Source organism: Enterococcus sp. DIV2467a, assembly GCF_050532945.1.
GTDB classification, from domain to species: domain Bacteria; phylum Bacillota; class Bacilli; order Lactobacillales; family Enterococcaceae; genus Enterococcus; species Enterococcus faecalis.
Genome location: NZ_CP172896.1, coordinates 606,736 through 629,045, shown reverse-complemented (window position 1 = coordinate 629,045; position 22,310 = coordinate 606,736). Strand labels below are relative to the sequence as shown.

General features: G+C 36.7%; 22 protein-coding genes and 1 tRNA gene. 4 read left to right on the top strand and 19 right to left on the bottom strand.

The genetic code is table 11. The features are described 5' to 3' along the window. Positions 1-82 precede the first annotated feature (82 nt). Together IGL80_RS02960 and IGL80_RS02955 are read left to right on the top strand one after the other, a co-directional pair. Entirely contained in the window at positions 83-1,648 is a 1,566-nt protein-coding gene (locus tag IGL80_RS02960; RefSeq protein ID WP_002404588.1) for a membrane protein, read from the top strand. 353 nt (positions 1,649-2,001) lie between these two features. Further along, complete coding sequence (locus IGL80_RS02955) at positions 2,002-2,733, top strand: DUF4950 domain-containing protein (RefSeq protein WP_411158702.1); 732 nt, start codon at positions 2,002-2,004, stop codon at positions 2,731-2,733. Positions 2,734-2,992: 259 nt separating this feature from the next. Here the strand turns inward: IGL80_RS02955 and IGL80_RS02950 are convergent, their stop codons facing one another. The 9 genes from IGL80_RS02950 to IGL80_RS02910 form a co-directional block, all read right to left on the bottom strand. Further along, entirely contained in the window at positions 2,993-4,057 is a 1,065-nt protein-coding gene (locus IGL80_RS02950; protein WP_002359404.1) for an FUSC family protein, read from the bottom strand. A 255-nt stretch (positions 4,058-4,312) separates the two neighbouring features. Then, positions 4,313-4,564, bottom strand: coding sequence for a hypothetical protein (locus tag IGL80_RS02945; protein WP_002382470.1), 252 nt, complete (start codon positions 4,562-4,564; stop codon positions 4,313-4,315). An 89-nt stretch (positions 4,565-4,653) separates the two neighbouring features. Then, a tRNA-Ser gene (locus IGL80_RS02940) sits at positions 4,654-4,743 on the bottom strand. Between the two features lie 95 nt (positions 4,744-4,838). Further along, a complete protein-coding gene (gene rpmG, locus IGL80_RS02935; protein ID WP_002356321.1) occupies positions 4,839-4,988 on the bottom strand; it encodes a 50S ribosomal protein L33 in 150 nt (49 codons plus the stop codon). A gap of 125 nt (positions 4,989-5,113) precedes the next feature. Next, positions 5,114-7,249: a peptidoglycan D,D-transpeptidase FtsI family protein gene (locus IGL80_RS02930; protein ID WP_002359399.1), complete on the bottom strand. Its 2,136-nt coding sequence runs from the start codon at positions 7,247-7,249 to the stop codon at positions 5,114-5,116. 164 nt (positions 7,250-7,413) lie between these two features. Continuing rightward, entirely contained in the window at positions 7,414-9,351 is a 1,938-nt protein-coding gene (gene thrS, locus IGL80_RS02925) for a threonine--tRNA ligase (protein WP_002359397.1), read from the bottom strand. A gap of 396 nt (positions 9,352-9,747) precedes the next feature. Beyond that, positions 9,748-9,927 (bottom strand): 2-hydroxymuconate tautomerase, encoded by a 180-nt coding sequence (locus tag IGL80_RS02920; protein WP_002356318.1) that lies wholly within the window; start codon positions 9,925-9,927, stop codon positions 9,748-9,750. 165 nt (positions 9,928-10,092) lie between these two features. Beyond that, complete coding sequence (locus tag IGL80_RS02915; protein WP_002359395.1) at positions 10,093-11,538, bottom strand: L,D-transpeptidase family protein; 1,446 nt, start codon at positions 11,536-11,538, stop codon at positions 10,093-10,095. Between the two features lie 146 nt (positions 11,539-11,684). Beyond that, positions 11,685-12,548, bottom strand: coding sequence for an aminoglycoside 6-adenylyltransferase (locus IGL80_RS02910; RefSeq protein ID WP_002359393.1), 864 nt, complete (start codon positions 12,546-12,548; stop codon positions 11,685-11,687). 121 nt (positions 12,549-12,669) lie between these two features. Here IGL80_RS02910 and IGL80_RS02905 point away from each other — a divergent pair, with 121 nt between their 5' ends. Next, the gene (locus IGL80_RS02905) at positions 12,670-13,251 is read left to right on the top strand and encodes a YdcF family protein (RefSeq protein WP_002359392.1); all 582 of its coding nucleotides are present in this window, start codon (positions 12,670-12,672) and stop codon (positions 13,249-13,251) included. 157 nt (positions 13,252-13,408) lie between these two features. Further along, on the top strand, positions 13,409-14,353 hold the full coding sequence (locus tag IGL80_RS02900) for an endo-beta-N-acetylglucosaminidase (protein ID WP_002382461.1): 945 nt from the start codon (positions 13,409-13,411) through the stop codon (positions 14,351-14,353). A 278-nt stretch (positions 14,354-14,631) separates the two neighbouring features. On the opposite strand, the gene IGL80_RS02895 is transcribed toward IGL80_RS02900, so the two are convergent. From IGL80_RS02895 to IGL80_RS02850, 10 genes are all read right to left on the bottom strand, one after another. Then, a complete protein-coding gene (locus tag IGL80_RS02895) occupies positions 14,632-15,462 on the bottom strand; it encodes a DUF6287 domain-containing protein (RefSeq protein WP_002359390.1) in 831 nt (276 codons plus the stop codon). 234 nt (positions 15,463-15,696) lie between these two features. Continuing rightward, complete coding sequence (locus tag IGL80_RS02890; RefSeq protein WP_002356305.1) at positions 15,697-16,416, bottom strand: YebC/PmpR family DNA-binding transcriptional regulator; 720 nt, start codon at positions 16,414-16,416, stop codon at positions 15,697-15,699. Positions 16,417-16,502: 86 nt separating this feature from the next. Beyond that, positions 16,503-17,690 carry a nucleotidyltransferase gene (locus IGL80_RS02885; RefSeq protein WP_002359389.1) on the bottom strand — a complete coding sequence of 396 codons (1,188 nt, stop codon included), beginning with the start codon at positions 17,688-17,690 and terminating at the stop codon, positions 16,503-16,505. A gap of 80 nt (positions 17,691-17,770) precedes the next feature. Beyond that, entirely contained in the window at positions 17,771-18,511 is a 741-nt protein-coding gene (locus IGL80_RS02880; RefSeq protein WP_002356302.1) for a class I SAM-dependent DNA methyltransferase, read from the bottom strand. A 1-nt stretch (position 18,512) separates the two neighbouring features. Then, positions 18,513-18,851, bottom strand: coding sequence for a ribosome silencing factor (gene rsfS, locus IGL80_RS02875; protein ID WP_033072556.1), 339 nt, complete (start codon positions 18,849-18,851; stop codon positions 18,513-18,515). Positions 18,852-18,897: 46 nt separating this feature from the next. Beyond that, positions 18,898-19,488, bottom strand: coding sequence for a bis(5'-nucleosyl)-tetraphosphatase (symmetrical) YqeK (gene yqeK / locus IGL80_RS02870; protein ID WP_002359388.1), 591 nt, complete (start codon positions 19,486-19,488; stop codon positions 18,898-18,900). Then, positions 19,466-20,125, bottom strand: coding sequence for a nicotinate-nucleotide adenylyltransferase (locus IGL80_RS02865; RefSeq protein ID WP_002359387.1), 660 nt, complete (start codon positions 20,123-20,125; stop codon positions 19,466-19,468). Before IGL80_RS02865 ends, yqeK begins: the two co-directional genes overlap by 23 nt. A gap of 17 nt (positions 20,126-20,142) precedes the next feature. Beyond that, complete coding sequence (yhbY, locus tag IGL80_RS02860; protein ID WP_002356298.1) at positions 20,143-20,454, bottom strand: ribosome assembly RNA-binding protein YhbY; 312 nt, start codon at positions 20,452-20,454, stop codon at positions 20,143-20,145. A 23-nt stretch (positions 20,455-20,477) separates the two neighbouring features. Next, positions 20,478-21,587 (bottom strand): ribosome biogenesis GTPase YqeH, encoded by a 1,110-nt coding sequence (yqeH, locus tag IGL80_RS02855; RefSeq protein WP_002381381.1) that lies wholly within the window; start codon positions 21,585-21,587, stop codon positions 20,478-20,480. Then, the gene (locus IGL80_RS02850) at positions 21,584-22,111 is read right to left on the bottom strand and encodes a YqeG family HAD IIIA-type phosphatase (RefSeq protein ID WP_002356296.1); all 528 of its coding nucleotides are present in this window, start codon (positions 22,109-22,111) and stop codon (positions 21,584-21,586) included. Before IGL80_RS02850 ends, yqeH begins: the two co-directional genes overlap by 4 nt. Positions 22,112-22,310: the final 199 nt, after the last annotated feature.

The following is a 22,310-nucleotide window of genomic DNA, read 5'->3' as shown; positions in this document are numbered from 1 at the left end:
TTTAAGCCTTTCTTTTAAAAGAAGGGCTTTTTTCTTATTTTAAAATCTTTATGATAAAATAAGAACTAGTCTAGCTAAAAAAATGGAAGGAGAAAATATGGCTACTTTTAAACGGATTCTGAATCTAGAAAATTATATTTTTACTTTTTTTATTTTATTTGTCTTTTACGGCGCAATTAACTCTCCCTATTCTCTGGTAAAAATTCTTTGGGAAAAGCCTAAGCACTTGCTTGTTTTACTTCCTCTATTAATTATTCTATTGTTGATTATTTATAAAAACAAAAAATTTCTTTACACTAAGATTCAAGCGCTCTGGCACTTAATAAAAACCCATGATCGTGTGGTTATTATTGGTAGTTTGGTCAGTTTATTTTTACTACAACTTTTACTCCTGACGCAGATTACTGTGCCGATTGGCTGGGATGTTTTTGACAACTTTCATAGTATTACCACTGAAAATAGGGATTATTCAAAAATCGTACTTTCTTTAAACCCCAATAACGAATTTTTCTTTTTCATGATGTATTACCTGAATAAATTTTTGCGTTTCATTGATGTGACAGGGAGCTGGAGCAATACTTGGTTTAGTTGGCAAGTGGTTAATTGCTTGTTTATTAATAGCAGTTTATTTCTCTTTTATCATGCCTCTAAACGTGTCTTTAATCCATTAACGGCCTTCGTTGCTTATAGTTTATTTTTTCTTTCTTTCGGATTGTCTCCATGGTTACTAACGCCTTATACAGATACGGCCGTCTTATTGTTCATCAACCTAGTTTTTTTTGCATATAGCCTTTTTGACCAAGTTTCCCATCCCTTCGTAAAATATTGTTTATTACTGTTTATTGGAATTGGCCTAGCTTGGTGTTTTTTAATGAAACCTTCGTCTATTATCTTTTTTATTGCATTTAGTTGTATCAAAGTGCTGCAACTTCTTTTAGTAAATCGGAACAAACAGTCTATCGTAAAATTAACCGTGGTTGCTCTCTTTTTACTGACTGGTTTCGCCAGCGCATATTATAGTTTTCAATTTTTTGTGGAAAAACAAACGATTACGGAAATCGATAAAGAACAAGCCAAACCTTGGACACTTTTTGTAATGATGGGTTTGACTGGAACTGGCGGTTACAATGATGCAGATACACAAGCAGTAAATCAGTTGCCTACACAAGAAGCCAAAAAAGCTTATACCATAAAAATGATTCAAGACCGTTTAAAAAATAAAGGATTCTTCGGTTATCTTCGTTTTCTGGCTCAAAAAAATCGTCATAATACTGCCAATGGTGATTTTGACTGGGGTTGGGATGGCGGTGATTTAATCCCAGAAACGCCTTCTAAAAATCGTTGGCAAGAACACTTGCGGTCACTGTATTATCCGCAAAATCAAAAAAGTAACTATCTACGAATTTATATGCATTTTTTCTATTTACTCACATTACTAGGTCTATTGTTCAGTATCCCTCTAAAAGATTCAAAAAATAACTACGCGATTTTAAAATTAGCTTTCATTGGAGCTATTCTGTATTTATTGCTCTTTGAAGGCGGCCGCTCTCGCTATTTAATCCAGTTTATGCCGTTTTGGTACTTGTTATCAGCGAGTGGTTGGCTGGGATTGAGAGAGATTCGAAGATACAAAAAAATAGTAAAATAGAAAAGAGGATTGAGTTAAAAATGAAAAAAAGTTTACTGGGGTTGATTGTTTTTTTATCCTTACTGACCCTTACTTCTTGCAGAAATAAAGTGACCACAAAAGAGCTAATGGCAAACGAGTGGGCCGTAAACTCCAACGTTGATGAAGTAGTAATGATTGTATCATTCAGCGAAGATACCGCTACTTTCAAAATCAATACAGATGAACACACATCAACTGCAAAAAATGATTTGGAAAAAGCAGGCGAAGAATTAGGTAAACAAATTGCAAATAAAATAGAATACAAAGTCAAATACCATCTAAAAAACAATCAAATTCGTTGGGAAAATGAAGGAAAAGAAGTAGCTTACAAGATAAAAAAAGAAAAGCAAAATCTACTTTTCACTCCTACTAAGACAAACAATTCTGATAACCAAACAAAACTAGTTTTGAAACCTTACACAAAGAAAAGTATTGATTCTTCCACTCAAAAAGATAAAACGGAAGAAACCAGCTCTAATTATCAAAACGTCTCATCTGAAACAAACCAATCTACCTCTTCATCTACTACTAAAGAACCGCTACCACAAGTTAGCTTAGCTGATTTTATAGGCGGTTGGGGTATTCCTCAAAGTGATAACTTATTTTTTATAAATGCTGACGGAACACTCACTAGCATAACTCAATCGAATGTTCCTCTTCAAAATGTAAGTTTTTCTGTGGATGAGAATGGTAATCAAATAATGACGTTTCTTTTGAATAATACGCCCCGAACAGTAACGAAAAATAATGATGGTACTTTAACTGTTAATGGACAAATATACACTTATCTAGGTAATATTACGTTGGAACAATTAATTGAAAGAAATAATCAAACTCAACAAGTTTTTGAACAATCTGAGCAGCAACCACCACAAAACTCTGATTCTAGTGAACAAATACAAAATTCTAAATCAGACCAACCTATATACGATACGGTACGAAGTGGTGAAGGTGGGCGACAGTTAGCCGAAAGAAATGGTTTAACCTTGGAAGAATTATTAGCATTAAATCCACGCATTGAAACTTCTGTTTTTTATCCTGGTCAGTCATTACGAATTAAATAGAAATTTAGGTATACTAATAGATAATAGTCTATGAAAGTAGAACTGGACCATCTACCATTTACTTTGGGATACCAGTTGATGGCAATAGGTTTGACGAAGTGGAACTAGACCTTGTACCTACTGGCTCAGCAAAAATTGCGACATTTGATATAGCAGTTGGGCATTGATTAACAGCATGCATATAATTTGATAATATGAAATATAAACAAAAATGTCTAAGGAGCCTAACATTCTTTCAAGAAAGAATGTTAGGCTCCTTTTATTCAGACAATTTCAGCCACTCTTTGCGATTGCAATAGGACATAGTTTTTACAAAGACAAAATGATAAAGCAAACCGTAAGCTAGCCCCAACATATTTAACAAAATTCTTAAGTAAAGACTTGTTTCTAGCCCAAATATCATAGAAGCTGCCATGATAGCACCAACACAATTAAAAATCGTTTTACTTTTATAAGATGTGCATAAGCCTAAACAAAGTCCTCCTAAAATACCAAGTAGGTTCGTTGGTATATAAAATAACAAGATAGCCGATACTAGAGAGCCAATAACGACCCCTATTATTCGTTCTTTGGCTCGTTCAGACAATTTAAACGTCTCATACCCAGAAAATAATGACGAACTAGCAAATGTTGCCCACATAAAGCGGTCAATCTGAAGGTGCGTTCCTATAAAAAGTAATAAGCTAATGCCTAAAGCGTAATAACCAAACCAAATATTTCTTTGATTAAAAAAACCATTTTCTGTAACCATCTGTATAAAAGTAATCTCTTGATCCAATTTTTTATGTTTCACATGATAAACAAAAGCTAAAAGTAGATAAGCAAACACTAATACAAAGAAAGTTTGTTCTAATTGCTGAAACGATTGATAGTGAACCGTGCCAACTAAATATAAGTAGGAGAACGTATACAAGCCTGGATTACCCATTTTAGGGTTTTTACCAGTTAAGAAAAACAATACCAGCAAGCAGATAAAATGAAGACCCCATTGTAAAAATGATACAGAAATCAGTGAAATTAGTGGACTAACACCTAGAATTGTTAACACGATTCCTAAACTAAGCAAGGCCTGTTTTTCCCTGTAGCCATATGAGACGAAACGGATACTCAACAGCAAACAAAATAATACAATTGAAAAAGGCGCTACAGCTTTTCCAAAGAAAAAAGTAATCGTCGACACCCATAAAATCGCAAACGAAACTAATAAAATATCCCTTATTAACAAGGCGCGCCAAAAATATCTCCGCTGTTTTTTAGTGTCCGCTTGATGAATTTTTTGTTTCAAAATAAATGGATCTAACTGCAATAATTGATAAAAAGTCACCTAAAATCATCTCCTAAAAATCGACTCTTCTCAATTCATTATTCCAACTTTTCCTTCTATAAAATCATAAGAAAAGTAGTTGTGACGAACATTTTACTACAACTTTTTTTCTGAATCAATACATGCTTTATTTCTTAATTCAATACCTCTCCCGATACGATTTGCTTACTTCATAAAAAATAAGCCTAGAAAAAATCAAAACGATTAATTCTAGACTCAAAATTAAATAACTGTTGAACAAAAGCTAGCGCTTTTTTACATAAACTTTTCCAACAGATCCATTTCTTTTTCTAATTCTTTTTCATCATACTTGTCATACTTACCAGCTTCGTGTGCAATTTTTTTAATCTCATGAATGGCTTTTTTTTCAACAATCCATTTCTTCATACTATGTTTTTTTGTATCCTCATCTAGCGAGCCCAACTCTTCTAAACTTGCATCCAATTTGTTCAAAACGTCGGCAATTTTTGCTAATGCTTGCGCTTCTTTTTCTTCATAGTTTGACATAATAGACACCTCTTCTTAAGTATTTTTCTACTTTAAGTGTACGTCTCTGTGGTTTTATTTGCAACTAATAACTCAACTGCTTCTCGGTACGGAGGATAAGGGATTCGAACCCTTGCACGATGTTACTCGCCTAACGGTTTTCGAGACCGTCCCCTTCAGCCAAACTTGGGTAATCCTCCCTCTACATTCCATCTACAAATGAACATGTAATGAATCTATAGATAAAAAGCCTAGACCCTTACACAACAAGGATTCTAGGCTCTATCTAACTAAATTATTTAGTTTCACGGTGTAAAGTAACTTTTCTTTCACGTGGGCAATATTTTTGTTTTTCTAAACGATCAGGATTGTTACGTTTATTTTTATTTGTTAAGTAGTTACGTTCTTTACAAGAAGTACACTCTAAAGTGATGTTTACGCGCATGTTTTCCCCTCCTACTAATAATTGATCTTTCCAAGAGATTTCTTAGACTTGAATATCATACCATTTTTTTTGTCATTTGACTACCCTTTTGGGCAAATTTGTAAAGTAGAACTACTTTACAAATTTTATTTTTTGTACATTTCCATATACGCTTCTAAAACTTCTTTGGCAATCGTTTGATTTGGTTTGGAAGATTCATCATTTAAGTGTGGTAAAACAACGCTAATTGCAATTTCAGGATTTTCGTACGGCGCATAAGCCACCAAGTTACTATTAACCGTTGTATGGTTTACTCCATTAGCATCTGTTGCTTGCGTTTCGGCGGTCCCTGTTTTAGCAGCAATCGAAAACTTGTCTGATTTTAAACCACGTGCAGTTGTAAAAGGACTAGTTCCATTTACCACATTATAGAAACCTTGTTGAAGAATTCCTATCTGGTCTTCAGAAATATTCACCTTATTCAAAACTTTTGGTTCAATTTCTTTTAAAATTTTTCCTAAAGCTCCATTTTCATCATTGCCATAGATTCCTTCTACCACATGGGGTTGTACGCGGATGCCATTATTTGCGACAGTGGAAACGTACTGTGCTAATTGTAACGCGCTATAGGTATCATATTGCCCAAAAGATAGGTCAAGAAGATTACCGCCTTGTGGCGCAGATGACGAATCCTTAAAGTCCTTGTTTTGAATTCCTGTTGTTTCTCCTGGTATATCAATTCCAGTTTTCGTTCCCATACCATATTCTGCAAAAGCTTTTCTTAATTCTTTAAAGACAGTGTCATCTCCTACTTCATAAGGGAAAATCATATTGGGATAATAATTCACACCCATCATTTTAAAGACTAATTTCATCATATAGGCATTCGAAGAATATTCTAACGCTTGCTCCGCAGTTAATTGCATGGTTGTTCCGCCAGAAGCATTCCACCAAGAAGCTTTTGGATTACTACCTGCTAGTAAAATAGCTTCATCTGTTAAAACATCATTGCCTTTAATGACGCCTGTTTCATAACCCGCTGTTAAAGTACCTGCTTTCACAACTGATCCAGGAACTTCAGAATTCAAAATAGGTGCTAAAGGATTAGGTGTGACTTCTCCAGTTGCTAAATCATGATGAAATCCTGACATCGCTAAAATAGCTCCTGTTTGAGGGTTCATAGCAACGACATACGCATTTTCTGAGTATGGTCCAATGGTTTTGACTATTTGTGAATAGTTTCGTTGTAAAATTTCATCAACTTTGTTTTGGAAATTTGAATCAATCGTTAATTTTAAGTTGGAGCCTTTTTCCCCTTTGGAAATTGGGGTTTGTGAAACAATCTTTCCATTATTGTCTAAAACGACTTCTGATTTTGCTTTTTTACCTTGTAGAACGTCTTCATATTGTTTTTCTAAATAGCTAGTTCCAACACGGTCATTTCGTGCATAGCCTTTTTTCAAATATTCATCGACTTCTTCGGCTGGCAATCCTTGTTTTTCAGTTGAAACGGTGCCCAACAGGCTACGTAATGCGCCACTTTGAGAATAATCACGCGTCCAATCAGTCCCTGTTGAAACACCAGATATTTCCGCTGTGTGTTCACCAATTGTCGCAATTTCACCTTCTGTTACCCCTTCATTCTTGATGAAGACCGTGTTCATTTGTGACGCTGCATTCATTCGTTTAAAAATCGTTACTGCTTGTAAGGTTCGGTCATCAAACGCAATTTCTTCAGGGGTGACTTTTTCAACTGCTTTGGCATATAATGTGCCTTCGTCCGTAATTTTGTTGCCTTTTTCATCTTCTTTATCTTGATCGGTTAAACGGGCTTGGGCTGCTTTTAAATTTTCAGGATTCGCTAACCAATAATCTTTTTTATCACGATCCGTTAAGTTTGGATCAACTGGAACGTTAATAAGTTCGTTGACTTTATTCGCAATAGGTAAAATATCTTTTCCTTCAATATTTTTTCCTCGTGTGTAAGTGATTGCTAAATTGGCTTTGTTAGAAACCAAGACTTTTCCTTGTGAATCATAAATTTGTCCTCGAGGGGATGGTGTCGTGATTTGTAGTGAAGAATTGGCAGTGATTTTTTTGTTAAACTCTTCTCCTTCTACAATCTGTAAATACCCTAAACGGACAATTAATGAAACAAATAAAGTGAATATCACAAAAAATAATAAGTTCAATCGAAAAGGAATATGTGGCTTTCTACCTCGTTGACTCTTTGCTGCGGCATCTGTTTTTTTTATTTTATCTATAAATGAGTTTTTCTTCATACCTCTAGTCCCTTCACTAAAAAGTTTCGCATTCTCATTGTAACAAAAAATAGTCAAAAAATCAGGATTATTCCTAGCTCTAAGGAAATATTTAATTATTTTGTTGTTGAAAAAAGTCAAAAGGACTTCTGAATTCAGAAGTCCTTTTGACTTTTTCTCTTTTTTTAACGGCTGTAATTGTGAACTTCAGCAGCCATGCTGTCAATGAAAATTGATAAATCTTCGACAGACGTTTCTTTGCTTCCATAACGACGGACGTTCACCGTTGCGTCTTCCATTTCTTTGTCCCCGACCACTAATTGATAAGGTACTTTTTGTGTTTGAGAGGCCCGAATTTTGTAGCCCATTTTTTCGTTACGATCATCGACTTCAACACGTAAGCCTTGTGCTTGTAAACGTTCTTTGATTTCATAAGCATACTCAGAATGCGCTTCTACAGAAACTGGGATAATAGTTGCTTGAATTGGTGCTAACCAAGTAGGGAAAGCGCCTTTGTAAACTTCTGTTAAGTAAGCCACAAATCGTTCCATTGTTGAGACAATACCACGGTGGATAACAACTGGGCGATGTGTATTTTCACCATCTTCGCCAACATAAGTTAAGTCAAAACGTTCTGGTAATAAGAAGTCTAATTGGATGGTTGATAATGTTTCTTCCATTCCTAAAGCTGTTTTTACTTGAACATCTAACTTCGGACCGTAAAAGGCAGCTTCGCCTTCTGCTTCAAAGTAATCTAATTCTAATTCATCCATGGCAGCTTTTAACATCGCTTGTGCTTTTTCCCACATCGCATCATCATCAAAATATTTGTCTGTATTATTTGGATCACGATAGCTTAAGCGGAAACGATAATCCGTAATGTTAAAGTCAGCATAGACTGCCACCATTAACTCCAAAGTACGTTTAAATTCGTCTTTAATTTGGTCAGGACGAACAAAAGTATGGCCATCGTTTAAAGTCATTTCACGAACACGTTGTAACCCTGATAATGCGCCAGATTTTTCATAGCGGTGCATCATCCCTAATTCAGCGATTCGAATTGGCAATTCGCGGTAACTATGAATGTCATTTTTATAAACCATCATATGGTGTGGACAGTTCATTGGACGTAATACCAGCATTTCGCCATCGCCCATATCCATTGGTGGGAACATATCTTCATGGTAATGATCCCAGTGACCAGATGTTTTGTATAATTCCACATCTGCCATAATTGGTGTATACACATGTTGGTAACCTAAGCTAATTTCTTTGTCCACAATATAACGTTCAATTGTACGACGAATGGTTGCGCCTTTTGGTAACCAGAAAGGTAACCCTGAACCAACTTCTTGTGAAACCATAAATAAATCTAATTCTTTTCCTAATTTACGGTGGTCACGTTCTTTGGCTTCCTCGCGCATTTTGATAAATTCTTTTAAATCTTTTTTATCGAAAAAGGCAGTGCCATAAATCCGTTGCATCATGTGATTGTCAGAGTTTCCGCGCCAATAAGCACCAGCTACTGAAAGTAATTTAAAGACTTGAATCCGTCCTGTTGAAGGGACGTGAACACCACGACATAAATCAACAAAATCGCCTTGATCATAGACAGTGATGATTTCATCTTCTGGCAAATCTGTAATTAATTCAACTTTGTAAGGATCATCAGCAAATAATTCTAACGCTTCTGCACGTGAGATTTCTTTACGAACGATTGGGTTATTTTCCTTCACAATTTTCATCATTTCGGCTTCAATTGCAGGTAAATCTTCCGCTGTCACAGGGGATTCTCCATTATCTGTATCATAATAGAACCCAGAATCAATCGCAGGACCTACGCCAAATTTAATGTTAGGGAAAAGACGGCGTAAGGCATTAGCCATTAAATGAGCTGATGAATGACGTAAAATTCCTAAAGCATCTTCATGATCAGGTGTCACGATTTCAAGCGAACCATCTTCTACGATAGGACGATCTAAATCGATTAAAACACCATTGAATTTACCAGCTAAAGCTTTTTTGGCTAAACTGTTGCTAATGCTTTTAGCAACATCAAATGTTGTAACCCCAGAATCAAACGGTTTAACAGCGCCATCTGGAAAAGTAATGTGAATAGACATAATAAAATTCTCTCCTTTTAATTTTTTTGATTTGAAGCGTTTCATTGTGTTCCTGTTTTTCACAATGAAACGAAACAGCCACCTGTTCCCCTTGTTAAAAAACAAAAAGTCCTAGTATTCTAACGAATACTAGGACGAAAATATCGTGGTTCCACCTAATTTTGAACACAAATAATCTGTGTTCCTCTAGCGTGTTAACGGTGCGACCGCCTTTGTTTCAACAAAGGTTTCGAAAGTGGTCATCCCTTGTGCCAATCTGGAAAATTTTCAGCCAAGATTTTCCTCTCTAATAGATCGCGGGCAAGTTCAGTTGTCTTTCTCATCAATCATTTATGCACTTATTTAACCACTTATTTTCAGAAAAAGCAAGTGATTCAACAGAAATTCTCTGAAAACTTATTTTTTCCATTCGCCGCCTTGTGCATAGCGATCTTTTTTCAATTCATTGACAATCACATGGATATTCTCTTTTGGTGCACCAGCGTTTTTTGACACAGCTTCTGTAATATCTTTGACCATATTAGTTAACTGTTCTTCTGTGCGGCCTTCAATTAATTCTACATGTACAAATGGCATCTTCGTTCCCCCAATTTAAATTGCTTGTTCTGTTTGTATCATAGAGCGGGTTATGACGCTTGTCAATAAAAAATTGGAGACGTCAGTCGTTACGGTTGACGTCTCCAATTTTTACTTTTCAGATACATCGCTGGACCAAAGTGCGGTCTTGCCTAATAGCTATTTTTATACTTCTTCTCCGTAATCTACAGGTTTATCAAATTCACCTGGTGCATCATCATAGATATGTCCATAAATAATTACCGGCATTCCGTCATAGGATACATCAAAGATTTTTGAAACTTCTGTTCCTGGCGTATTGATACAGCCATTACTACCAGCATCGGTTTTAAAGGCTTCTTTATCGCCATACTTATCCAATTTATGGTCGGAGTCATGAATCCCGATTTGTGTGACAACGCCACCTTGACTTAATAACGGCATCCAATATTTTACTGGCACACTGTATCGAGAACCATCAAGCATTTGACCTTCTAAATTCACATCGGTTGTCCGATATAAAATTGTATGGAATCCTGGTACTGTTGCGGTTCCTTTGTTATATCTGCCAGTAATGACATCTGTGGTGACTATTTTTTTGCCATCAATGAAACAATACATTTTTTGATCTTTTAAATCAATTTCAATGTAATTATTGGCAATTTTACTATTTTCTTTGGTATCGCCAACCAACGGAGCAGTGATTGCATTCGTTTGTTCTTGGCTATTCAGCGCGTTTACTAGTAGTTCTTGCGTTTTGGCCCCATCAATCGACCAGCCATAACTTCCATTGTTTTTAAAACGACGTGTCGTACCGTGAACATCTGTAAATAAAACTGGTTGATTAGCAGAACCATATGTTGTTTCTAATTGTGTCACCCAAGTAGTTAGTTTTTCTTTGTTGATTGTGCCATCATCATTCAGCACGTTTTGAATTTGTGTTTTATCAAAGGCTACTTTTTCACCATTAATATCAACTGTAATTGTTTTATTTAACTTGTTATTGAGCGTTGTCAATGTTGCCTTTAACGTTTGATCCTCTTTTGTAATTTCAGGGGCTTTATAAAAATCTTTGGCATTGTATTGATAGTTGCCTTTTCCCGCTTCAACATCCGCAATAATTTGCTGGTTTAAGCGCTGTGTGTCCACTACTGTGCCTTGTTCTTCGGGAACAATTTCAAAAGTGCCAATGCCTCGACGGATACTCGCATTTTTGCTTGGTTTCCCCTCTGGAAAACTTAAAGTCGCTAATTTGGCTTCTAGTTCTTTTTTGAATGCCTCGTTTAACGGTAGCTTCACCTTGCTACTGTGTAAATGGTCTTTTAAAAATTTTTGATCCAATTGGTATTTTTTAGGAAGTTGAATTTTTTCTTCTTTTGTCCCAGTTTGAACCACAACTTCTTCGGTTTGATTAACTTGCGCTAATTTTTCTTCTGCAGCATTTACATTTAACCAGCCTACAGAAACTCCATTTACTTTTGTGGTTGGTAAAAAGTGACTTTGAAAATAAACATAGCTGCCCCCAGCAACTAGAGCTAGTCCAACCAAAGAAGTAATAATTACTTTCTTTTTATTATTTTTTCCTGATTTTTGACGACGTGTATTACGCATTTGCACTTCTTCTTTTTTCATTTGTTCATCCTTTATATCAATAATTTTAGGTTTATTTCTTAGAGACTAGGCAACAAACAACTGCGGTGATCTACAATCAAAAAAGGTTCCCTTTCTCTCGCAGATTAATTTTTTCAATTATACACTATTTTTACGTTGTTTTCAGCTTATTTTCCTTGTAAATCCTTTAATCTTAAAGAATTTGTATACTCTGTGACTTTTTTTGCTTCTTGTAAATGATACGTAAACTGGGCCATTTTAGCAAAATCCTGAGCGACGACGTCAAAAAAGGCTTGTGTCTTTATTAAGCTGTTCCAACAAGCTTCTTTACTAGAAAAATCCAGCAATGATGCTAATTGATCCATCGTGTCAGGAGTGACATAATTTTTCAGATACTTAAATTGTTTCCCAACAGAAATTGGCTCCGGTTCCTGCCAAGCCGCTTGCCAAGAAAGCAAGCGCAACAGTTCCTGCTGACAATATTCATAGAGATGTGTGACAGCGTAAAATAGTTCATTCCGACAAAGCCCCTTAACTACATACGTACTAACCCACCAAAATTCATTGCAACAATCGTTAAATTGCTGCTGATCCGGAACTGTTACTGTATAATTTTTATCAGATGCTACAGGTAAAGGTGGTAAATTTTCATCTTTGTCTAACAAGATAATTGCTAAAGAATCGCCTTCATTCCAATTGTCTTTTTCTGCGAGAGGACACAATGTTAAATCGATACGTTGGCCATCTTCAAATAACATTAAAAATGTTTCCCGCGTCTTCGGTTCTGTGGGAAATAAGGTCATTTCCTTGGGACGTTGCATAATTAATGGTTGTCCAAATTTTGCTATCCACGTTGCTGTTTCAAAAAACTCAGCACATGGTTCTACAATATAAACAATGTCGAAATCTTGAAAACTATCTTTTGGCGCTTTCACATTCGTGCGAGACCCCACCATTCCCACAGCTCGAATGTGTTCTTCTTGTTTTGCTACATCCATAATAAGTTGAAACATTTCTTCTTCTGTACGCATGCATTCGCTCCCTCTCTTCAAAAGTTTCTATTAAAACATAGATTTTTTTATAAGTCTTTTGTTTTCTATCGCTTTTTCTATGGTACTTCGTATACACTAACATTACAAGGAGGGATGTTTCATGCATTGGTTAAAAATAACAAGTTTATCCATTGTCAGTTTTGGCTTTTGTATTCTTTTGATTTTAGGTCTACTTATTTTTACTGGCAAAAATACGCAACCCACCGATAAACCAGATGCTATTTTAATTTTAGGGGCCCGTGTTTTAGGGACGTCTAAAGAAACCGCACTGCCCAGCCGTGTTTTGCAAGCTCGGTTAGATGTGGCTATCCCCTATATTAAACAACACCCCGAGACACCCGTTATTGTTAGCGGAGGGCAAGGAGCAGATGAGCCGGCTACGGAAGCGGCGGTTATGAAACAATACTTGCTAAATAAAGGTGTTCCAGAAAAACAGATTCTCTTAGAAAATCGTGCCACACGCACCAAAGAAAATATTGTCAATTCACAAAAACTCCTTTCTTTTAAACGGCTAGTGATTGTTACTAGTGACTTTCACATGTATCGCTCGCAACTTTTAGCCAAGCGAGCAGGCATCTCAAATGTTTCAGGCATCACTGCGGCTTCTTCTTTTCCAAAAGATATCAAAAATTTTGGTCGAGAGCTGCTTTCTTTAGGCTATGCCTTACTCTTTGATTGGTAAAAGAGAGTCCTTCGCAAGACCATTTTGCGAAGGACGCTTTTATATTCTGTGGATTTGCTCACTTTTGTTCTCTTCTTCTTGTGTTTAAATTATAAAAATGATAACATATCTTTGTTAGCGCTTACAAATAATATTTATTTTATAGGAGGAGAAAGTTATGGGGCATCAATTGAGCACTCATTTTTTTAACAAGAAAACAGGGATTATTTCAACTTTTTTAAGTTTGATACTTTTAGTCGGTGGGTTACTGTTTGCACTACCTGCATTTGAAGTACAAGCAGCATCAACTGTTACACCTAAAACAGTCATGTATGTAGAAGTAAATAACCACGATTTTAACAATGTGGGAAAATATACTTTAGCTGGAACCAATCAACCTGCTTTTGATATGGGGATTATTTTTGCAGCCAATATTAATTATGACACGGTCAATAAAAAACCTTACTTATATCTAAATGAACGGGTCCAACAAACTTTAAACGAAGCTGAAACACAAATTCGTCCAGTTCAAGCACGCGGCACTAAAGTCCTATTGTCTATTTTAGGCAACCATGAAGGCGCTGGCTTTGCTAACTTCCCAACTTACGAAAGTGCGGATGCCTTTGCAGCTCAATTAGAACAAGTCGTTAATACGTATCATTTAGATGGTATTGATTTTGATGATGAGTATGCTGAATACGGAAAAAATGGAACGCCTCAACCAAATAATTCTTCGTTCATTTGGTTACTTCAAGCCTTAAGAAATCGCTTAGGCAATGATAAATTAATTACTTTTTATAATATTGGACCAGCGGCTGCGAACTCTTCTGCTAATCCTCAAATGAGTTCTTTAATTGATTATGCTTGGAACCCTTATTATAGTACCTGGAATCCGCCACAAATTGCGGGGATGCCTGCTTCTCGTTTAGGTGCTTCTGCCGTTGAAGTTGGTGTCAATCAAAATCTAGCTGCACAATATGCTAAACGTACAAAAGCGGAGCAATATGGTATTTATCTAATGTATAACCTCCCAGGAAAAGATTCATCTGCGTATATCTCGGCGGCGACACAAGAACTTTATGGTCGAAAAACGAACTATTCACCAACTGTTCCAACACCTTAATATTATCTCGTGTCTACAAGCGCCAACATGTAAAGAGTTAAAAGCCAGCTTACTACAAGCTGGCTTTTTGGTATCTTGAGCGAATAGTTTTACACAAAAAAAGACCCGCCCTTTGGGTAAGGACGGGAAAGGAGTTAAAAATGAAAAAGTGTTTTGTGTTGTTAAGGTTGTTTGTTGATATGCTTATATCTTACAAACTAAATGTGAAGATTTTGTGATCATTTCATTCTTATTTTGCTACTTTTATAGGAATTAAATAGATTGCCACGAGACTATCTTTAGTTGCCTCGTGCATCCGTTATTCTGACTGCTCCTTGTGGTGATACTCTGTAAAAACCGACAGTCCCTGTCCCTCCATTTGCAACCATCTGTTTCGATTGGGCTCTAAAAAAGAAGTCATTTCCATTCATACCCAAAAATCCAAGGTTCGTATCATTATTTTCTGCATCGGTCAGTGTCTTTCTAATATATATCTCTGCTTTTTCTTGTGTATCGATGATTTTTGCCTCTTCATTTTGGTCTTGATTTTCCTCTTCAGAAGAACGATAGTAATACTCTTCCGCAGGATAATTTCCACTATCTTGAGTAATTAACAATCGTGGTTTCGTCTTATCCGATTGGTCGCCGTTAGGATTTTCAACACCAATTTTATATAATAATAACGCAGCACCAGTAGGCCCCCACCTAATACTTAAGCTTGTAATTGGTCGCGACTCATCAGTAGGTGAATCCTTCGTAATCATTCCTCCAGTATTTGTGCTACCATCAGGATGAATGATCAAACTCTCTCCTTTACCATTTTTCCATGTTCCAACTAAAGTAGTAAAATCGCCAGCATTAATCGCTGTAGTATCTAAATCAGCTACAGTTAGCTGACTATTGTTTCCATCAGCTGTCGGCTCTTCATTTTTCACTGATTCGTTAGACTCGACACTGTGGCTCGCTTGTTCGTTTGTCTTATCAATTGTTTCACTGGTTTTTTCATTCGTCTCTTCAACTTTAGAGGATGCCTCCGTTGAAGCGGTTACTTTCTTTTCTTTTGGTTCCCGACAAGCAGTTAATGATAAAACCGCTAGCCCGACAAAAAACGCGAACATTCCCTTTTTCACGCCTATTCACCCCGTTCAATGATCTATCTTACTAGACTATTGTACTATTAATTCAACTGTTTAGACAAATATTTATGGAACAGACAAAAGTTGAACCTGTCATTGAATGCTTTGTGTCACATGGACCTATCAATCAACTTTCTTTTTTCTATGTATTATATGAAAAAAAGTGAGCCATCAGTCAAAATGACCGATGGCTCACTTTCTAAATCTTAAAACAAACGAACAAATGGATTATTCAGGTAAATCTACATTATGATGAACTTTTTGAACATCTTCTAAATCTTCTAAAACGTCTAACATTTTTTCAAAGTTCGCTAAATCGTCGCCTTCTAATGTTACTTCGTTTTGTGGAACCATTTCTAACTCAGTAACCGTGAATTCTTCAATGCCTTTTTCTTTTAACGCTTCTTGTGCATGGTGGAAATCTTCTGGTTCTGTGTAAACGATAATTTGACCGTCTTCTTCAACAACATCGCGAACATCAATGTCTTTTTCCATTAAGTATTCTAAAATTTCATCCGCATCGTCACCAGCAAAGCCAATGATACCTGTATTATCAAACATGTAGGAAACAGCACCGCTGACACCCATGTTTCCGCCGTTTTTACCAAATGCGGCCCGCACATCTGCTGCTGTTCGGTTCACGTTGTTTGTTAAAGCATCAACAATGACCATTGAACCATTTGGCCCAAATCCTTCATAGCGTAATTCAGAATATTGTTCATCTGCTGAACCTTTTGCTTTTTCAATAGCGCGATCAATAATATGTTTTGGTACATTGTATGTTTTGGCGCGTTCGATTACAAACCGTAATTTTTGGTTTGCATGAGGATCAGGGTCTCCTGACTTCGCTGCTACGTAAATTTCAATCCCGAATTTTGCATAAACACGGCTATTGTTTGCGTCTTTGGCAGCTTTTTTCTCTTTAATATTTGCCCATTTACGGCCCATATTCTCACTTCGCTTTCTCTGATTTGTTGTTAGTATCTTATCCCTTGTTTATTATACTGGGGAAACTGATTTTTGTTAAGTATTTTTTAGGTATCTGGCGAAAATCGTAAGGGAAACCGACCAAAATTTTGTTCTTTTAAAGAAGAATCTCCCATCTGGTATAGTTGATTGGCGCGAATATCTAACGAAAGCATTGCGCGGTTTTCTTTAGATACTTTGGAAATTACCGGCAATTGAATCTGTGCTTTGGTTTCTTTTAGATAAGCTTGTCCCTTTGGCGTAAATCCTAGCACATGGAGATAACTGTTTTGCCAAACAGTTTCAACTTCTTCTTTGGTCATATTTAACAATATATAAGTTGCTAATCGTTGCAATCTTGTCCAAGTATAACGCTTCGTTTTCATACGTTCCATTAATTCGTGAAAAGAACCTGCTGCTTGGATTTGATCTTTTAGTCGATATTCAAGTCCTTCCGTCATTTGGTAAATGGCTTGTAACTCTTCTAACGAGGATTGAACAATTTTATACTTTAGGAAGGGCCAGTAGTTTTCCCATGAAATCATTGCCTGTGTTTGTAAATGTTGTGCGGTTATAGAAGGCACCGTTGGCAGTACTTGCGTTATTTCTTGTTGAAAAACACTTTGCCTAATCGCCGTGGCGCTAGCAACTTTCCCAGAAATCGTTGCATCATGAAAGCCCGCTTGTTTTCTAGCAATTGGGTAGAGCGTCATCGGGGTTGGATACGTGGCATTTTCCTTTGCATAACTCATCCCCAAAATATGATTAGGCGAAGAAAAATCGAACCTGCTTTCAGGATATACTTGACGAAAAACAGCAGTCATTTTTTGTGGATAACTCAATTGTTTGTCTGTCAATGTGTGAAACGTTTGATCAATTAAGGATTGGTTTTCTTGGACAAACTGGCCGAAAGCCGCATAATCAATTGCGCTTGTACTATCTGTTCCAAAACATAAGCTCTCACATTGCAACGCCTGCAATAACTTTATACCGCCTTTGGCAAAGTAATCCGCAGACTGTACCGACCAAGCTGTCGGCAATTCAATGACTAAATCCACACCATTTTGCAAAGCTTCTTCTGCTCTGGCCCACTTATCTAGTAAGGCTGGTTCTCCTCTTTGTAAAAAATTTCCACTCATTATAGCAATCACTACTTCAGCTCCGCTTTGTTGGCGAGCTTGTTGGGCATGATAGCGATGTCCATTATGAAAGGGATTATATTCCACGATAATGCCACAGGCTTTCACTCTAGCCACCTCCGTTATAAAAAAATGGACTTATCAGCAAAGAGACAAACGTTTTTAAGCGCTGTCCCAAGCTCATAAGCCAAATCTTATTAATCTCTTTGACAAACAAAGAACCAGCGTTCACTTGTTTCAGTTGGTGCTTCATCTGTAAAGTCTGCATAAACTTTGACGTTCATGAAACCAGCACTTTCTAACATTCGTAAATAGTTATCTAACGAATAGGTTCGTTCTTGATGCAATTCATCATACCGAACAAAGTGCTCATCTGTTTCCTGTTCTTTCACAAAAAATGTTAAGAAATGTTCGATGCTGTGTTCTTTTTCACCAGCGTAACTATCCCATAGAAAAGCAAATTCTTCTGTTTGATAATGATAGCTATATTCTGGAAAAACTGAATCAATTTTGTAAGTAGAATGAACATCAAAAATGAACGTTCCTTCCTCTTCTAACGCTTGATAAACTTCATCGAACACTTGTTGTACTTCTTGGCGATTAGCCATATAGCACAGTGAATCAGAAAAACAAGTGATGGCTTGGTATTGTCCCACTTCAGATAAATCTAGCATATTTCCCTGAACAAATTGAACTGGCACTTCTTCTTCAAAGGCTCGTTCACTAGCAATCATCAACATTTCTTCTGATAAGTCTAAGGCCGTCACATCATAACCACTTTTCGCAAAATCAACTGCTAAAGCGCCTGTACCACAAGCCATTTCAAGAATTTGTTGGGTTCCTTGTGGGAGATGACGATTGGAAAAATCCAACCATTTTTGGTATAGGCTTTCGTCCATCACTTCGTCATAGACGAAAGCAAACGTTTCATAGGCCATTTTAGTCGACCCAAGCGCTTAGATCAACCATTGGGGCATCTGACCATAATTTTTCTAAGTTGTAAAAGGCACGTTCTGAAGATTGGAATACATGGACAATAACATCGCCTAAATCGATTAAAATCCATTTTCCGCCTTCTTTACCTTCCACACGTTTGACTTCTACTTGATTTTTGGCTTCTTGTTCGTTAATTTCATCAACAATCGCATTGATTTGACGTTCACTATTGGCTTGGCAAATTAAAAAATAATCTGCTAATAATGAAATCTCTCTTACGTCTAATGCGACAATTTCTTCTGCTCGTTTTGAATCTGCTGCTTTGACAGCAATTTCTAAAATTTTCTGGCTATCTATGATAGTTCCCTCCTAGTAATTCTTTCTTCTTTTATTTTTGATTAACGACCCATTGATTGTAGGTCTCTAACGTTTTTGGATAAATTTTATGTTCTTGTTCAATCAAATGTAACAAGGTATGTTTCGTTTCATAAGCAACCGCTGCATCTAAGTCAACAAGGGCAATTTCACGGGCTTCTTTCACACCTGGAAAATCACGTCCTGGTTCAATGTAATCTGCGACATAAATAATTTTATCTAGCAAGCTCATCTTAGCAGCCCCAGTTGTATGCACACGAATTGCCTGCAAGATTTCTTCGTCATCAATGGCTAATTCCCGTTGAACAATATCCGCCCCAACTAAGCCATGCCAAATTTCATTGCCATAGTTTAATAAAGCCAAATCAAAACCATCTAGGCGAATAATCAACTCGAATTCATCGTTTGGACGTTCTTTGGCGTAATCATGCGTCAAAGCAGCAATACTGGCTTTCGCTTCATCGGCACCATATTTCGCTGCCAAGGCCACAGCTGTTTCCTCGACTCCTAACACATGGCGAAAGCGACGTTCACTCATTTGCATTTGAACTTTTTGCATTAATAATTCACGTTGTGCAGCATCATAATTTGTTATCCAGCTCATCTTGATACAGTCCCTTCTCTTGAATATAGTTTATCACATTCTCTGGAAGAAGATAGCGTATTGAGCAACCACTTTTGACTTTTTGTCTAATCAAAGTGGAACTAATCGCCATCTGCGGAACATCGACCCAAATAATTGGATAGGTAGATTCCGTTGGATAATTAGGACGCCGAATGCCGACAAATTGAACTAAATGGAGTAAGTCATCAATCCGATGCCATTTGGGCAAGTATTCCACCATATCTCCACCAATTATAAAATAATAATCAGTATCTGGATTGGCTTCTTTTAAAGCTTTCATCGTATCATACGTGTAACTTTTGCCTTTGCGAATTAACTCAATTGGCTCAATATCTAAGCAGGGATTATCAGCCACTGCTAGTTCTAACATCGCTAACCGATGTTCACTGCTAATTGTTTTCTTTTCGTCTACATGTGGTGGTAAGTACGTAGGCATTAAGTAAACTTTGTCCAAACCTAGTTGATTTTGAACTTGATCGGCCATGACAAGATGTGCTAAATGAACGGGATTAAAATTACCACCTAACAAGCCGACTTGCTTTCTTGTTTGAAAACGTAACGGTTCCTCTTGCAAGAGAACGTCCGCTCCTTGACGCGCTTGTCTTTTTTCTCCCATTGTTCATCCCTCCAATATTAAATCTCTTTGACTGCTGCTGAAATTTTTTGATATTTTTCTTTACTTGATGGCTTGAATAAGACCAACACGCGACCAATAATTTGTACCACATCGCAATGAATGGCTGCTGTTAGTTCTTCTGCAACCTCTTCTGCTACTTCATCTGTATTTTGTAATAACGTGATTTTAATCAATTCACGTTTTTCCAACGCTTCATCAATTTGTGTAATCATTGCGTCATTCAAACCACCTTTGCCTACTTGAAAAATAGGTTGTAAATGGTGTGCCTGACTACGTAAATAACGTTTTTGTTTTCCTCTAAGTTTCAAATTGTTTGCCTTCTCTCTAAAATTTAAATTAATGCTTTTCTACGTAAAACATCGACACCTTTAGGCGCCCAACCAGCGACTACACCAGGTTCTGTGACAGTAATCCAACCTAGACCAGCAAACACAATATCCGTTTTTTCTTTCACGGAAAATTCAAAGCGCACTAATTCAGGAAACTCAGCGACTTCATCGGCACGTGGAGGCTGCAATAAGCCACCAACATGTTTTTCATAAAAAGCATCGGCGGTTGCTGTTTTTGTTCGGTGTAAATTTAAGTCATTGGAAACGTAGGCAATGAAGGAACTTTTAGCACCTTGGACATAATCAAAGCGAGCCAAGCCACCTAAAAACAAGGTTTGTTCAGCATTTAATTGGTAAACTTTCGGTTTGATTTCTTTTTGCGGTGCAATAATTTTCAAGTCTTTTTTACCTAGATAATGTGCCATTTGATGACGGTGAATAATTCCGGGCGTATCGATTAAGAAGTGGCCATCGTCTAATGGAATTTCAATTTTATCTAGCGTTGTTCCAGGAAATTGTGATGTCGTAATCACATCTTGAACACCCACTGTTTGTTGAATGATTTGATTGATTAATGTTGATTTTCCAACATTGGTCACACCTACGACATAAACGTCTCGGCCTTCACGATATTTTTCGATTGTATCTAATAACTCTTGCATTTCTTGTGGTTTCTTGCCACTTGTTAGTAAAACATCAACAGGGCGTAATCCTGCTTCATGGGCCCGTTCTCTCATCCATTGAACCATTTTAGGTTTTTTTAATGATTTAGGCAAAATATCCACTTTATTACCAACTAACAACACAGGATTATCTCCGATAAAACGATGTAGTCCTGGAATAAGAGAGCCATTAAAGTCAAAAATATCCACTACGTTCACAATCAGTGCATCTTCTGTTCCTAAACCATTCAATAAACGTAAAAAGTCATCATCTGTTAATTGGACATCTTGAATGTCATTATAATGTCTTAAGCGAAAACAACGTTGGCAATAAACTTCCCCTGTTTCCATTCCTTTTTCGAAAGCTGTTTTTGGTGTATAGCCTAATTCATGAGGATTTTCCGTTTGGATAATCGCACCACAGCCAATACAATGAATTGCCTCTGTCATTCTAATCCGCCTCTCCATGTCATTTCTGGATGTTTTTTTGATAAGTATTTCATAATTTTCCGTTCAAAGAACCGATTGATTCTAGTATTCCAGCCATCTGTATCGACAATCGGTTGAACTAAAACATTGCGTATACCCGCTGCGTTAGCTCCCCGAATATCTGTCATAATCTGATCGCCGACCATTAACATTTCAGATGGCTTCAAGCCTAATTTTTTTTCTGCTAATTTGAAGCCACGTGCGGTTGGTTTCAAGGCACGTGCTACATAATCTAAGTCAAACTTTTCAACAACGCGTTTAATCCGGCTGTCTTTGTTGTTTGAAACAACGAGGACAGTAATTCCTGCATTTTTCATTTCTAATAACCAAGTTTTTAATTCTTCTGTTCCATCGGGATTATTCCAAGCAATTAACGTATTATCTAAGTCAGTTAGTACTGCCTTAATCCCTAGTTTTTTTAATTGTGCGGGGGTAATTTTATAAATCGCATCAATCATCCATGTCGGTTTATATTTTGAAAACATCGTGACTCCTCTCACTGACACTATGTAGTTTCTTCGATTTTAAGAGACTGAAACATAACTAAACAATTATGCTTCAGTCTCTACCTATTGTATTATACTGCATTTTACTGAAAATTTCTATAAAGGACGGTCGTTCCTTGTAAAAGAACAAGTAAAATAAAAGAAAAAATAAAAAAAGCCACCCATCAACCCCTGAAAA

What these genes read in the sequence shown, in the direction of transcription:
- IGL80_RS02920 (WP_002356318.1), bottom strand. Translation starts at nt 9,927, where the DNA reads ATGCCATTTGTACATGTAGAATTAATTGAAGGCCGCACAGAAGAACAG.
- IGL80_RS02945 (WP_002382470.1), bottom strand. Translation starts at nt 4,564, where the DNA reads ATGTCAAACTATGAAGAAAAAGAAGCGCAAGCATTAGCAAAAATTGCC.
- rpmG (WP_002356321.1), bottom strand. Translation starts at nt 4,988, where the DNA reads ATGCGCGTAAACATCACTTTAGAGTGTACTTCTTGTAAAGAACGTAAC.
- IGL80_RS02930 (WP_002359399.1), bottom strand. Translation starts at nt 7,249, where the DNA reads ATGAAGAAAAACTCATTTATAGATAAAATAAAAAAAACAGATGCCGCA.
- IGL80_RS02850 (WP_002356296.1), bottom strand. Translation starts at nt 22,111, where the DNA reads ATGTTTTCAAAATATAAACCGACATGGATGATTGATGCGATTTATAAA.
- IGL80_RS02900 (WP_002382461.1), top strand. Translation starts at nt 13,409, where the DNA reads ATGGGGCATCAATTGAGCACTCATTTTTTTAACAAGAAAACAGGGATT.
- IGL80_RS02915 (WP_002359395.1), bottom strand. Translation starts at nt 11,538, where the DNA reads ATGAAAAAAGAAGAAGTGCAAATGCGTAATACACGTCGTCAAAAATCA.
- IGL80_RS02880 (WP_002356302.1), bottom strand. Translation starts at nt 18,511, where the DNA reads ATGGCCTATGAAACGTTTGCTTTCGTCTATGACGAAGTGATGGACGAA.
- IGL80_RS02905 (WP_002359392.1), top strand. Translation starts at nt 12,670, where the DNA reads ATGCATTGGTTAAAAATAACAAGTTTATCCATTGTCAGTTTTGGCTTT.
- IGL80_RS02890 (WP_002356305.1), bottom strand. Translation starts at nt 16,416, where the DNA reads ATGGGCCGTAAATGGGCAAATATTAAAGAGAAAAAAGCTGCCAAAGAC.
- yqeK (WP_002359388.1), bottom strand. Translation starts at nt 19,488, where the DNA reads ATGAGCTGGATAACAAATTATGATGCTGCACAACGTGAATTATTAATG.
- IGL80_RS02865 (WP_002359387.1), bottom strand. Translation starts at nt 20,125, where the DNA reads ATGGGAGAAAAAAGACAAGCGCGTCAAGGAGCGGACGTTCTCTTGCAA.
- thrS (WP_002359397.1), bottom strand. Translation starts at nt 9,351, where the DNA reads ATGTCTATTCACATTACTTTTCCAGATGGCGCTGTTAAACCGTTTGAT.
- IGL80_RS02960 (WP_002404588.1), top strand. Translation starts at nt 83, where the DNA reads ATGGAAGGAGAAAATATGGCTACTTTTAAACGGATTCTGAATCTAGAA.
- yqeH (WP_002381381.1), bottom strand. Translation starts at nt 21,587, where the DNA reads ATGACAGAGGCAATTCATTGTATTGGCTGTGGTGCGATTATCCAAACG.
- IGL80_RS02910 (WP_002359393.1), bottom strand. Translation starts at nt 12,548, where the DNA reads ATGCGTACAGAAGAAGAAATGTTTCAACTTATTATGGATGTAGCAAAA.